Here is a 12,906-nt window from a genome sequence, read left to right on the forward strand (position 1 = left end):
GCCTAGCTGTGCCGCTGCCAGAGGTCGCGCAGCGCGTCCCAGTTGCCGCCGAGTCCGGCGCCGCAGGGCGTCTCCATGTAGATCGCGCTGGTGTTGTCGTCGCGGCCCCACCAGATGCCGCAGACCGGGCGGCCGTCCTGGCCGTTGCCGGCGTACTCGACGTAGCTGCCCTGCGCCCCGCTGACACCGCCGGTGGCCGGGCCGGCCTCGCGCATGCCCGGCGCGAGCGCGCGACCGATGATGCCCATCTGCTGCCGGAAGGCGCGCGCCGCCTCCTTCTTCTCGGCCGACTCGTACTCGGCGAAGTGCAGCGACACACCCAGGTAGCGGCAGAAGACGTGCTGCTTCTCGCCCGCGGCGAGTCCGGGGCCGCTCTTCTCGGTGTTGATCGCGCAACCGCCCAGCGCGTCGAGCCACGGCTCGGCGATCGGCATCAGCGCGGCGTCGAACTTCGCCTTGTTCAGCGACTGCTGGGTGGCCTCGTAGAGCGCCGGGGAGGCGCTGGCCGCCGGAGTGGACGGTTCGCCGCCGTCGGCGAGCGACCGCCCGGCCAGCAGCCCGGCGCCACCGGCCAGCACCGCCGCCATGACCACGCCACCGATCCACAGGCCGGTACGGCTCTTGGGCGGGCGGGCGACCGGGGCGATCCGGGGGCCGCCGGTCGGGACGAGCGGGTCCGGGGCGGTGGCCTGCGCCGGGATCGCCGGCACCGGCATGCCCGGCGATCTCGGCATGCCCGGCGACACCGGCATGCCGGGTGACAGGGGCGCGCCGGACGAGACGGGTGCGCCGGAGACCGGCTGCTGCGGCGTCATCGCCCACGGCTGCGCGCTCCACGGCAACTGCGGCGACGAGACCTGCTGCGGCGGTGCGGACACCGGCGGGGGCGGCGGCAGGAGATCGCCGGTGGCGGTGCGCTGGTAGTCCATGCCCAGGCTGCGGAACAGCCGCTCGGCCGCACCGTCCTCGTCGGAGGGGTACGCCACCCAGGGCTGGCCGGCCGCGAAGTCGGAGTTCACGTACCGGTGCCCGCCGGGCGTCTGGGCCAGCACGTTCGCCGCGTTGGTGAACGCCTCGCGCCAGCGCTGGTCACCGGCGGCGGCGCCGTCCAGGACGGCCACGGTCAGCGCACGGTCCTGCCCGTCGAGCGCGGCCCAGGCCCTGCCGACCTGGCACTCGCCCAGCACCTCGGTGAACCTGTACGGACCTTCCGGCTGCATGCCCCACTCCTCTGCTCACCCGCCGTGCGGATAGTACAGAGAGCACGCTCATCAGACCTCTCTGCGGTCGGGCCACCCTTGCGTTCTGAAAAATTTCATGCATAGAGTCGCGGGGTGAATGAAAGCGGTGCGGCCGCCCCCGACCGCCTGCTCGACCTGTTCCACGGCGTACGGCTCACCCCGACCCAGCGACGCATCGCCCACTGCCTGGTGCGGCACGCGGGCGCGGCGGCGTACCTGTCCGCCGCCGAGGTGGCCGAGCTGGCGGGCGTCAGCCAGCCGTCGGTGACCCGGTTCGCCATGGCGCTCGGGCACGACGGCTACCCCGCGCTGCGCCGCCGCCTGCGGGAACTGACCGTGACCGGGTCGGCCGGACCGGCCGCCGGCAACGCACTGCAACGGGCGGTGCACGCCGAGCGGGACAACCTCGACCGGCTCGCCGCGCAGCTCGCCGACGCCGGCCGGGTCGCCGAGGTGGGGAAGCTGCTGGCGGCCAGCCGTCCGCTTCCGGTGCTCGGACTGCGCGCCGCCGCGCCGCTCGCCGCGTACTTCGCCTACTTCGCCGCGAAGGTGCACCCGGACGTGCGGGTGCTCGACGACGGCGGCAGCATGCTCGTCGACCGCCTGGACCAGGCGGTCGCGTCCGGCGCGACGGCGATGCTCGCGTTCGTGCTGCCCCGCTACCCCCGCGAGACGCTGGAGGCGCTGCGCGAGGCCCGGAACGCCGGGCTGACGGTCGTGGCCATCACCGACTCGCCGGTGAGCCCGGCCACCGAGCACGCCGAGGTGGTGCTGCCCGCCGCCGTCGGCGCCGACCTGGTCTTCGACCTGCACACCGCACCGATGACGCTGGCCATGGTGGTGCTCCAGGCGATCTGCGACGCCGCACCGGCCGAGACCCAGAACCGGCTCGAGGCGTTCGAGTCGTCCGCCGCCCGCCGCCAGTTGTTCCTCGGCTGAGAGGAGTACGAGATGCACCAGCCCGTCCGCGCCGCCCGCGGCACCGCACGCACCGCGAAGGGGTGGCCGCAGGAGGCCGCCCTGCGGATGCTGATGAACAATCTCGACCCCGAGGTGGCCGAGCGCCCCGAGGACCTGGTGGTCTACGGGGGCACCGGCAAGGCGGCCCGGGACTGGCCGTCGTACCACGCACTGGTGCGCACGCTGACCGAGCTGCGCGACGACGAGACGATGCTCGTGCAGTCGGGCCGCCCGGTCGGGGTGATGCGCACCCACGAATGGGCGCCGCGTGTGCTGCTGGCCAACTCCAACCTGGTCGGCGACTGGGCCACCTGGCCGGAGTTCCGCCGCCTGGAGTCGCTGGGCCTGACCATGTACGGGCAGATGACAGCCGGTTCCTGGATCTACATCGGCACCCAGGGCATCCTCCAGGGCACGTACGAGACGTTCGCCGCCGTCGCCGCCAAGCGCTTCGAGGGCACGCTCGCCGGGACGTTGACGCTCACCGCCGGATGCGGCGGAATGGGCGGGGCGCAGCCGCTCGCGGTCACCATGAACGGTGGTGTCTGCCTGATCGTGGACGTGGACCGGGCCCGGCTCCAGCGGCGGGCCCACGACCGCTACCTGGACGAGATCGCCGACTCGCTGGACGACGCGGTCGAGCGGGTGCTCGCGGCGAAGCGGGACCGGCGGGCCCTCAGCGTCGGCGTGGTCGGCAACGCCGCCACCGCCTTCCCGGAGCTGCTGCGCCGGGGCGTCGAGATCGACATCGTGACCGACCAGACCAGCGCGCACGACCCGCTGTCGTACCTGCCGGAGGGCGTTGACCTCGCCGACGCGCGGGACTACGCGGCGGCCGAGCCGGCCGAGTTCACCGACCGGGCGCGGGCGTCGATGGCGAAGCACGTGGCGGCGATGGTCGGCTTCCTGGACGCGGGCGCCGAGGTCTTCGACTACGGCAACTCGATCCGGGGCGAGGCCGAGCTCGGCGGGTACGAGCGGGCGTTCGACTTCCCCGGGTTCGTGCCCGCGTACATCAGGCCGCTGTTCTGCGAGGGCAAGGGCCCGTTCCGCTGGGCCGCGCTGTCCGGCGACCCGCGCGACATCGCGGCCACCGACCGGGCGATCCTCGACCTGTTCCCGGAGAACGAGTCCCTCGCCCGGTGGATCCGGTTGGCCGGCGAGCGGGTCGCGTTCCAGGGCCTGCCGGCGCGGATCTGCTGGCTCGGCTACGGCGAGCGCGACCGCGCCGGGGTGCGGTTCAACGAGATGGTCGCCTCCGGCGAGCTGAGCGCGCCCGTGGTGATCGGCCGGGACCACCTGGACTGCGGCAGCGTGGCCAGCCCGTACCGGGAGACCGAGGCGATGGCCGACGGCTCCGACGCGATCGCCGACTGGCCGCTGCTGAACGCGCTCGTCAACACCGCCAGCGGCGCGTCCTGGGTGTCCATCCACCACGGCGGCGGCGTCGGGATCGGCCGGTCCCTCCACGCCGGCCAGGTCTGCGTGGCCGACGGCAGCGACCTCGCCGGGCAGAAGATCGAGCGGGTGCTCACAAACGACCCGGCGATGGGCGTGATCCGGCACGTCGACGCCGGCTACGACGACGCGCGTGAGGTCGCCGAGCGTACCGGCGTCCGCGTCCCGATGACCGAAGCGTAAGGAAGGGCCCCTTGTTAACGCATTCTGCATTGAAAGGGTCCCTTCCTAACCGGTTCCGGGAGCTGTGGGACGAGATCGCCCCGATCGGGCGGGACGCCGGCAGCGGCGGCTACCTGCGCTACGCGCTGACCGACCCGGAGCGCACGCTGCGCGCCTGGTTCCGGGAACAGGCCGACCGGCGGGGCATGCCGGTCGCGCAGGACGGCAACGGCAACCTGTTCGCCTGGTGGGGCGACCCGGCGGCCGGGGACGCCGTGTTGACCGGCAGCCACTTCGACTCGGTGCCGCACGGCGGCGCGTACGACGGTCCGCTCGGCATCGTCAGCGCGTTCCTCGCCGTGGACGAGCTGCGGGCCGCGGGCGTCACAGCGGACCGGCCGGTGGTGGTGGCCGCGTTCGTGGAGGAGGAGGGCGCGCGGTTCGGCGTACCCTGCCTGGGATCGCGGCTGCTCACCGGCGAGATCGACGTCGACCGCGCGGCCGGGCTGCGCGACCAGGCCGGGACGACCTTCGCCGAGGCGCTGGGCGAGCGGCCCGCGGGCGCCGATCCGGCGCTGCTCGGCCGCTTCGCGGCCTTCGTGGAGCTGCACGTCGAGCAGGGCCGCGCGCTCGTCGACCTGGACGCGCCGGTCGCTGTGGCGTCGGCGATCTGGCCGCACGGACGGTGGCGGTTCGACTTCACCGGCGAGGGCAACCACGCGGGTACGACCCGGATGGCCGACCGCCGCGACCCGATGCTCACCTACGCGTTCACCGTGCTGGCGGCCAACAAGGAGGCCCGGCTGCGCGACGCGCACGCCACTGTGGGCCGGGTGTCGGTCGAGCCGAACGCCACGAACGCGATCCCGTCCCGGGTCACCGGCTGGCTGGACGCACGGGCGGCCGAGGCGGAGACGCTGTACGGTCTGGTCGAGGCGGTACGCACCAAGGCCGCCGACCGGGCCGGCCGCGACGGGACCGCGCTGACCTGCACCCAGGAGTCGGCGACCCCGCTCGTCGCGTTCGACAGGGGGCTGGCCGACCGGCTGGCCGCGCTGCTCGGCGCGCCGGTGCTGCCCACCGGCGCCGGGCACGACGCGGGGGTGCTGGCGGCGCACCTGCCCACCGCGATGCTGTTCGTGCGCAACCCGACCGGGGTGTCGCACTCCCCCGCCGAGACGGCCACCGACGCCGACTGCGCCGCCGGGGTGGCCGCCCTGGCCCGGGTGCTGGAGGAGCTGGCATGCCGCTGACCCGCTGGCTGGCCGAGTACGCCTGGCTGCCCGATCGCGCCGAGCCCACCCGGGACGTGCTGATCGAGGCGACCGACGGGCGGTTCACCGCGGTCACCCCGCTGACCGTGGACGGTCCACCGGCCGCCGGGGTCGAGGTGCTCGGCGACGCGATCCGGCTGCCCGGCCTGACGGTGCCCGGCCTCGCGAACGCCCACTCGCACGCGTTCCACCGGGCGCTGCGCGGGCGCACCCACGACGGGCGCGGCGACTTCTGGTCCTGGCGCAGCCTGATGTACGCCGTCGCGATCCGGCTCGACCCGGACTCCTACCTGGCGCTGGCCCGCGCCGTGTACGCGGAGATGGCGCTGTCCGGGATCACCTGCGTGGGCGAGTTCCACTACCTGCACCACGGTCCCGGCGGCACCCCGTACGACGACCCGAACGCCATGTCCGCCGCGCTCGTGGAGGCCGCCGCGCACGCCGGGGTCCGGCTCACGCTGCTGGACACCGCCTACCTGGCCGGGGGCGTGGACGGCGCGCCGCTGGCCGGGCCGCAACGGCGGTTCGGTGACGGTGACGCGCTGCGCTGGGCGCAACGGGTGGACGCGTTCCGCCCGGCCGACGAGCACGTCCGGCTCGGCGCGGCCATCCACTCGGTGCGGGCGGTCCCGGCCGAGCAGCTCGCCACGGTGGCGGGCTGGGCCGACCGCAACGGGCTGCCGCTGCACGTGCACCTGTCCGAGCAGCCGGCCGAGAACGACGCCTGCCGGGCCGTGCACGGGTGCACCCCGACGCGGCTGCTGGCCGACCACGGCGTGCTCGGCCCGCACACCACCGCCGTGCACGCCACCCACCCGACGGCCGCCGACGTGGCGCTGCTCGGCGACAGCCGTACCCGGGTCTGCGTCTGCCCCACCACCGAACGCGACCTGGCCGACGGGGTCGGCCCGGTGCGCCGGATGGCCGACGCGGGCAGCCCGCTGAGCCTCGGCAGCGACAGTCACGCAGTGGTGGACCTGTTCGAGGAGGCCCGTGCGCTGGAGATGGACGAGCGGCTGCGCACCCGCAGGCGGGGGCACTTCACGCCGGCCGAGCTGGTCGGCGCCGCCACCGTCGGCGGGCACGCCGCGCTGGGCTGGGGCGACGCCGGCCGGCTCGCCGTCGGGCAGCGGGCCGACCTGGTCACGGTACGGCTGGACAGCGCCCGCACCGCCGGGGTGCCGCCGGTCGGCGTGTTCTTCGCGGCCACCGCCGCCGACGTGACGAGCGTCGTGGTCGACGGCCGGCCCGTCGTGGACGGCGGCCGGCACCTGACCGTGGACGTGCCCACCGAGCTGCGGGACGCGATCGCCGCGGTCACCGCCGAGGAGGACTCGTGATGCGCGGCAGCCTGCTCGTCGACCACATCGGCGAGCTGGTCACGAACGACGGCCGCGACGGCGACCCGCTGGGCGTCCGGCGCGACGCCGCCCTGCTGATCGAGGACGGGCAGGTGGCCTGGTTCGGGCCGGCCCGCGACGCACCGGCCGCCGACCGACGCGTCGACGCCGGTGGCGCGGCGGTGCTGCCCGGCTTCGTGGACAGCCACGCCCACCTGGTCTTCGCCGGTGACCGGGCCGCCGAGTTCGCCGCCCGGATGGCCGGCGAGCCCTACACCGGCGGCGGCATCCGGACCACCGTCGGCGCCACCCGCGCCGCCTCCGACGACGACCTGCGCGCCACGGTGGGCCGGCTGCGCGCGGAGATGCTGCGGCAGGGCACCACCACCGCCGAGATCAAGAGCGGGTACGGCCTCACCGTCGCCGACGAGGCCCGCTCGCTGCGGATCGCCGCCGAGTTCACCGAGGACACCACGTTCCTCGGCGCGCACGTCGTCCCCGCCGAGTACGCTGACCGCCCGGACGACTACGTCGGCATGGTGTGCGGGCCGATGCTGGCCGCCGCCGCGCCGTACGCCCGCTGGATCGACGTGTTCTGCGAGCGGGGCGCGTTCGACGCCGACCACGCGCGGGCGATCCTCGCCTGCGGGCAGGCGGCAGGTCTGGGTGTGCGGCTGCACGCCAACCAGCTCGGTCCCGGGCCGGGCGTGCGGCTCGGCGTGGAGATGGGCGCGGCGAGCGTCGACCACTGCACCCACCTGACCGACGCCGACGTCGGCGCGCTCGCCGGTTCGGAGACGGTCGCCACACTGCTGCCGGGCGCCGAGTTCTCCACCCGGTCGCCGTACCCGGACGCCCGGCGGCTGCTCGACGCGGGCGTGACGGTCGCGCTCGCCACCGACTGCAACCCCGGCTCCTCGTACACGTCGTCGATGCCGTTCTGCGTCGCGCTCGCCGTACGCGAGATGCGGATGACCCCGGCGGAGGCGGTGTGGGCCGCGACCGCCGGCGGGGCGGCGGCCCTGCGCCGCACCGACGTGGGCCGGCTGACCCCCGGGGCGCGGGCCGACCTGATCATCCTCGACGCCCCGTCCCACCTGCACCTGGCCTACCGGCCGGGAGTGCCACTGATCCGCCAGGTCCTGCACAACGGAGTACCGCGATGACCACCGTCACCATCCTGTCCACCGGCGTCACAGCCGCCGACGTGCTCGCGGTGGCCCGCGGCACCGCGAAGGTCGTGCTCGACCCGGCCGCCACCGAGGCGATGGCCACCTCCCGGTCCATCGTGGACGGCATCGAGGCGGCCGGCCGCCCGGTGTACGGCGTCTCCACCGGCTTCGGCGCCCTCGCGAACACGTTCGTCGCCCCGGAACGCCGGGCCGAGCTGCAGCACGCGCTGATCCGCTCGCACGCCGCTGGGGTCGGCGCGCCGATGCCGCGCGAGGTGGTACGCGCCATGATGCTGCTGCGGGTCCGCTCGCTGGCGCTCGGGCGCTCCGGGGTCCGCCCGCTGGTCGCCGAGGCGCTCGTGGACCTGCTCAACCACGACGTCACCCCGTGGGTGCCCGAGCACGGCTCGCTCGGCGCGTCAGGCGACCTGGCGCCGCTGGCGCACTGCGCGCTGGTGCTGCTCGGCGAGGGCTGGGTGCTCGGCCCGGCCGGTGACCGCGTTCCGGCCGTCGACGTGCTGCGCCGGGCCGGGCTGAAGCCGGTGTCGCTCGCCGCCAAGGAAGGGCTGGCGCTGATCAACGGCACCGACGGCATGCTCGGCATGCTGCTGCTGGCCGTCTCCGACGCCCGGCACCTGTTCGCCATTGCGGACGTGACGGCGGCGCTCGCAATCGAGGCGATGCTCGGCTCGGAGCGGCCGTTCCTGCCGGAGCTGCACGCCATCCGCCCGCACCCGGGGCAGGCCGCGTCGGCGGCGAACATCCACCGGCTGTTGCAGGGCTCGGCGGTGATGGACTCGCACCGCGACGACCTGGCACACGCGGTGCAGGACGCGTACTCGATGCGCTGCGCCCCGCAGGTGGCCGGCGCGGCCCGGGACACGCTCGACTTCGTCGAGGTGGTGGCCGGGCGGGAGCTGCTGTCGGTGGTCGACAACCCGGTGGTGCTGCCGGACGGGCGGGTCGAGTCGACCGGCAACTTCCACGGCGCACCGCTCGGCTTCGCCGCCGACTACCTGGCCATCGCCGCGGCCGAGGTGGGCGCGATCGCCGAGCGCCGGGTGGACCGCCTGCTGGACGTCACCCGCTCCCGGGAGCTGCCCGCGTTCCTGTCGCCGGACCCCGGGGTCAACTCGGGCCTGATGATCGCCCAGTACACCGCCGCCGGGATCGTGGCGGAGAACCGCCGGCTCGCCGCGCCCGCCTCGATCGACTCCCTGCCGACCAGCGGCATGCAGGAGGACCACGTCTCGATGGGCTGGGCGGCCACCAAGAAGCTGCGCACCGTGCTGGACAACCTGACCAGCCTGCTCGCGGTGGAGCTGCTGGCGGCCGTACGCGGGCTCCAGCTCCGCGCGCCGCTGACGCCGTCGCCGGCCGGGCGGGCGGCGTTGCACGCGCTCGGTGGCGCCATCGGCGAGCCGGGGCCGGACGTGTTCCTCGCGCCGCTGATGGAGGCCGCACGCGAGGTGGTACGCGGCCCGGAGCTGCGCGCGGCGATCGAGCGGGAGATCGGCCCGCTCGGCTGAGCGGCCGGTCCGGGCACCGGGCCGACGCTGCGGCCGGGCGTCCGGCCGCGGCGTCGAGAGCGGTCAGGCGGCGGGCGGGAGCACCTTTGCGACCAGCTTGGCCAGCTCCCGCAGCGCCTTGCCACGGTGGCTGACCGCGTCCTTCTCCTCGGGCGTCAGCTCCGCGTTCGTCCGCTCCTGCCCGTCGCCCAGGAAGACCGGGTCGTAGCCGAAGCCGCCGTCGCCGCGCGGCGCGCGCAGCAGCCGGCCGGACTGGCGGCCGTCGACCAGGTGCTCCTTGCCACCCGGCAGCACCAGCGCCACGGTGCAGACGAACGCGGCGCCCCGGTGCTCGTCCGGCACGTCGGCGACCTGGTCCAGCACGAGCTGGAGGTTGGCGTGATCGTCGCCGTGCCGGCCGGACCAGCGGGCGCTGAACACGCCAGGCATGCCGTTGAGTGCGTCCACCGCCAGACCGGAGTCGTCGGCGATGGTCGGCAGGCCGGTACGCCGGCAGCCCTCCCGTGCCTTGATCAGCGCGTTCTCGCCGAACGTGAGGCCGGTCTCGGGCAGCTCCGGATACTCCTCGACGTCGTCGAGCCCGAGCAGGGCGATCCGGTGCGCGCCGAGCGCGCCGTCCAGGATCCGCTGGAGTTCGACCAGCTTCTTCCGGTTCCGGGTGGCAAGGAGGACCTTGTTCATGACGAGAGCGCCTTCCGCTGCGCGTCGGCCAGTTCCAGACAGCCCGCCACGCCCAGGTCGAGCAGCGCGTCGAGCTGGTCGCGGGCGAAGACGCCCGCCTCACCGGTGCCCTGCACCTCGACGAAGTCGCCGGTGCCGGTGCAGACCACGTTCATGTCGACCTCGGCGGTGACGTCCTCGGCGTAGCAGAGGTCGAGCATCGGCTCGCCGCCGATCACGCCGACGCTCACCGCCGCCACCGAGCGGTGCATCACCTTGTCCACCTTGCCGGCCAGCGCCTTGCGCTCGGCCAGCCAGGTCACCGCGTCGTGCAGTGCGACGTACGCGCCGGTGATCGCGGCGGTCCGGGTGCCCCCGTCGGCCTGGAGCACGTCGCAGTCCAGCACGATCGAGTTCTCGCCGAGCGCCTTGAGGTCGACGCAGGCGCGCAGGCTGCGGCCGATCAGCCGGGAGATCTCGTGCGTGCGCCCGCCGACCTTGCCGCGGACGCTCTCCCGGTCCGAGCGGGTGTTCGTGGCCCGGGGCAGCATCGCATACTCGGCGGTCACCCAGCCCAGCCCGGAACCCTTGCGCCAGCGGGGCACGCCCTCGGTGACGCTCGCCGTGCAGAGGACCCGGGTCGCGCCGAACTCGACGAGCACCGATCCCTCCGGGTGGGTGCTCCAGCCTCGGGTCAGGGTCACCGGTCGGAGTTGGTCGGGCTGCCGCCCGTCAGGTCGCGCCATGCCTGCACCCTATGCGGTGCGGTGATCGCACCGCCCGCGGGTGCCACCGGCCGGTCAGCGCGCCGGCGCGTCGACCCCGTGCGCGCGGAGGAAACCCGCGACGGCGGCCGGCCAGCCGAACTCCTCGGCGCGGGCCCGCGCGGCCGCGCGACGCTCTGCCTCCGGCCGGTCCAGCAGCCGGCGGACCGCGACGGCGAACGCCGCCGGGGTGCCGTACGCGGCGAGCCCGCCCGGCCCGATCACCTCGGGCAGGGCGCTCGCCGCGTTCGCCACCACCGGCGTGCCGGATGCGAGCGCCTCCAGGCCGGCCAGGCCGAACGTCTCCACCGGCCCGGGTGCGAGCACCACGTCCGCGCCGGCCAGCAGCGCGGCCACCGACAGCCGGTCCGGCAGGAACCCGGTGAAGTGCACCGGCAGGCCCGCTGCCCGCCGGGCCAACGCCGGCCGCAGCGGCCCGTCCCCGACCAGCACCAGGACCGCCGGTACGCCGGCGCGGCGCAGCCGGGCCAGCGTGGTCAGCGCCAGGTCGGGGCGTTTCTCCACGGAGAGCCGGGCGCAGTGCACCAGCAGCACCTCCGAGTCGTCGGCGTACCGCTCCCGCAGCGCCGGGTCGGCGCGACGGGGGTGGAACGTGTCCAGGTCGACGCCGAGCGGCACCCGCTCGACCGGCGGTCCGTCCAGCCGGCCGAACTCCTCCGCGGCCCAGCGGGTGGTGCAGACGATCCGGTCGAACCGGCGTACCGTCTCGCGGTTCAGCCGGTCGGCGGTCCGCCGGGCCAGCCCGGTCGGCACCCCCCACTGGCCGAGCAGCCCGGTCAGGCTCTCGTGCGAGACCATCGTCGAGCGCACCCCGTGCTCCCGTGCCCAGCGGCCGGTCCAGCGCAGCGTGCTGCGATCGGAGACCTCGATCCGGTCCGGGGCCAGGTCGCCGAGGAGCCGGGCCAACCGCCGCCGGTCCCACAGCACCCGATAGCCGCCGGTGCCGGGCAGCTCCGGTCCGGGCAGGGTGATCTCCCGCCCCCACGGCCGCACTGTGTCCGACGGGCGCGCACCGGGGATCACCAGCACCGGTTCGTGACCGGCGGCCAGATACCCGGCGCCCAGTTGGCGCAGCGCCGTCCGCAGCCCGCCGGACCGCGCCGTCACGAAGTTGGCAAGCCGGACGATCCGTACCGGACGGGCGGCGGCCCCGGTCACGCCGCGAGCCGTCCGGCGGCGGGCGAACCGGCCAGCACCGCCTGGTAGTGCCCGATCAGCTCGTCCCCGACCGCGTCCCAGCTCCGCCGGGCCACCGCCGCGCGGGCCGCCGCGCCGTACCGGGCCCGCCGGGACGGGTCGGCGGCCAGCTCGGCCACGGCGGCGGCCAGCGCGGCGCCGTCGTCCGGCGGCACCAGCAGCCCGGTCACCCCCGACTCGACCAGGTCCACCGGACCACCGCTGGCCGGCGCCACCACCGGTACGCCGCTCGCCGCGGCCTCCTGGAGCGTCTGCCCGAACGTTTCGTGCGGTCCGGTGTGGACGAACACGTCGAGGCTGGCGTACAGCTCGGCCAGTGCGTCGTCGCGTCGCACGCCGAGGAACCGCGCCGCCGGCAGCGCCCGTTCGAGCTGACGCCGGGCCGGCCCGTCGCCGACCACCACCACCCGCACGCCGGGCAGGTCGGTGACCGGCGCCAACAGGTCCACCCGCTTCTCCGGGGCGAGCCGGCCGACGTACCCGACAAGCAGTTCGCCGCCGGTTGCGAGCGTCGCGCGGAGCTGTTCGCTGCGCCGCGCCGGGTGGAACCGGACGGCGTCCACGCCGCGCCGCCACAGCCAGATCCGGCGTACCCCGTGATTGATCAGGTCCGACGCGGCGCGGGTGGACGGCGCGAGGGTGCGCTGCGCGGAGTTGTGGATCTCGCGGATCCGCCGCCACGCGGCGGCCTCGCCCCATCCCACCCGGTACGCCCGGGCGTAGGCCGCCACATCGGTCTGGTAGACCGCGACGGCGGGCAGGCCGTGGCGGGCCGCCACCGACGCGCCGGCCGCGCCCAGCACGAAGGGACTGGCCAGGTGGACCACGTCGGGCCGGTGCCCGAGCAGCGCGCCGGTCAGCCCGACGCTCGGCACGGCGAGCCGGAAGCCCTGATAGCGGGGCAGGGGCACGCTCGGCAGGCGCACCACCGGATAGGCGTGGTGGTCGACCCGGCGGCGGCGGCCCCCGGCCGGGGCGGGCGCGACGACGAGGGGCTCGTGACCCCGGGCGACCAGGTGCTCGGCGGCCCGGACGACCGAGTGCGCCACGCCGTTGACGTCCGGCGGAAACGACTCGGTGACGATGGCGATCCGCATGGCCCGAGGGTGCGGGCGGCACGGATGCGGC

11 protein-coding genes are annotated in these 12,906 nt (G+C 75.3%); 6 read left to right on the forward strand and 5 right to left on the reverse strand.

Annotation, left to right across the window (positions count from 1 at the left end):
- Nucleotides 1-2: 2 nt before the first annotated feature.
- Nucleotides 3-1,220, reverse strand: a complete 1,218-nt coding sequence (locus C569_RS0115420) for a hypothetical protein (protein WP_026268195.1) — start codon at nucleotides 1,218-1,220, stop codon at nucleotides 3-5.
- A gap of 114 nt (nucleotides 1,221-1,334) precedes the next feature.
- Between C569_RS0115420 and C569_RS0115425 the strand changes: the two genes are divergently transcribed.
- From C569_RS0115425 to hutH, 6 genes are read left to right on the forward strand one after another with little or no spacing between them, the layout of a single operon-like run.
- Nucleotides 1,335-2,180 (forward strand): MurR/RpiR family transcriptional regulator, encoded by an 846-nt coding sequence (locus tag C569_RS0115425; protein WP_018786670.1) that lies wholly within the window; start codon nucleotides 1,335-1,337, stop codon nucleotides 2,178-2,180.
- Between the two features lie 12 nt (nucleotides 2,181-2,192).
- A complete protein-coding gene (gene hutU / locus C569_RS0115430; protein ID WP_018786671.1) occupies nucleotides 2,193-3,842 on the forward strand; it encodes a urocanate hydratase in 1,650 nt (549 codons plus the stop codon).
- 11 nt (nucleotides 3,843-3,853) lie between these two features.
- Entirely contained in the window at nucleotides 3,854-5,074 is a 1,221-nt protein-coding gene (locus C569_RS0115435; RefSeq protein ID WP_026268196.1) for an allantoate amidohydrolase, read from the forward strand.
- Nucleotides 5,071-6,435 (forward strand): formimidoylglutamate deiminase, encoded by a 1,365-nt coding sequence (locus C569_RS0115440; RefSeq protein WP_026268197.1) that lies wholly within the window; start codon nucleotides 5,071-5,073, stop codon nucleotides 6,433-6,435. The genes C569_RS0115435 and C569_RS0115440 overlap by 4 nt, the downstream gene beginning before the upstream one ends.
- On the forward strand, nucleotides 6,435-7,601 hold the full coding sequence (gene hutI / locus C569_RS0115445; RefSeq protein WP_018786674.1) for an imidazolonepropionase: 1,167 nt from the start codon (nucleotides 6,435-6,437) through the stop codon (nucleotides 7,599-7,601). Before C569_RS0115440 ends, hutI begins: the two co-directional genes overlap by 1 nt.
- Nucleotides 7,598-9,136 carry a histidine ammonia-lyase gene (hutH, locus tag C569_RS0115450; RefSeq protein ID WP_018786675.1) on the forward strand — a complete coding sequence of 513 codons (1,539 nt, stop codon included), beginning with the start codon at nucleotides 7,598-7,600 and terminating at the stop codon, nucleotides 9,134-9,136. Before hutI ends, hutH begins: the two co-directional genes overlap by 4 nt.
- A 63-nt stretch (nucleotides 9,137-9,199) precedes the next feature.
- Here the strand turns inward: hutH and rdgB are convergent, their stop codons facing one another.
- The 4 genes from rdgB to C569_RS0115470 are packed head-to-tail and all read right to left on the reverse strand — an operon-like array spanning nucleotide 9,200 to nucleotide 12,875.
- A complete protein-coding gene (gene rdgB, locus C569_RS0115455; RefSeq protein WP_018786676.1) occupies nucleotides 9,200-9,817 on the reverse strand; it encodes an RdgB/HAM1 family non-canonical purine NTP pyrophosphatase in 618 nt (205 codons plus the stop codon).
- Nucleotides 9,814-10,542, reverse strand: coding sequence for a ribonuclease PH (gene rph / locus C569_RS0115460; RefSeq protein ID WP_026268199.1), 729 nt, complete (start codon nucleotides 10,540-10,542; stop codon nucleotides 9,814-9,816). The genes rdgB and rph overlap by 4 nt, the downstream gene beginning before the upstream one ends.
- A gap of 54 nt (nucleotides 10,543-10,596) precedes the next feature.
- On the reverse strand, nucleotides 10,597-11,739 hold the full coding sequence (locus C569_RS0115465) for a glycosyltransferase (protein WP_018786678.1): 1,143 nt from the start codon (nucleotides 11,737-11,739) through the stop codon (nucleotides 10,597-10,599).
- The gene (locus C569_RS0115470) at nucleotides 11,736-12,875 is read right to left on the reverse strand and encodes a glycosyltransferase family 1 protein (RefSeq protein WP_018786679.1); all 1,140 of its coding nucleotides are present in this window, start codon (nucleotides 12,873-12,875) and stop codon (nucleotides 11,736-11,738) included. The genes C569_RS0115465 and C569_RS0115470 overlap by 4 nt, the downstream gene beginning before the upstream one ends.
- Nucleotides 12,876-12,906: the final 31 nt, after the last annotated feature.

Source organism: Micromonospora sp. CNB394 (assembly GCF_000374985.1).
In the GTDB taxonomy this organism is placed as follows: Bacteria; Actinomycetota; Actinomycetes; order Mycobacteriales; family Micromonosporaceae; genus Micromonospora; species Micromonospora marina.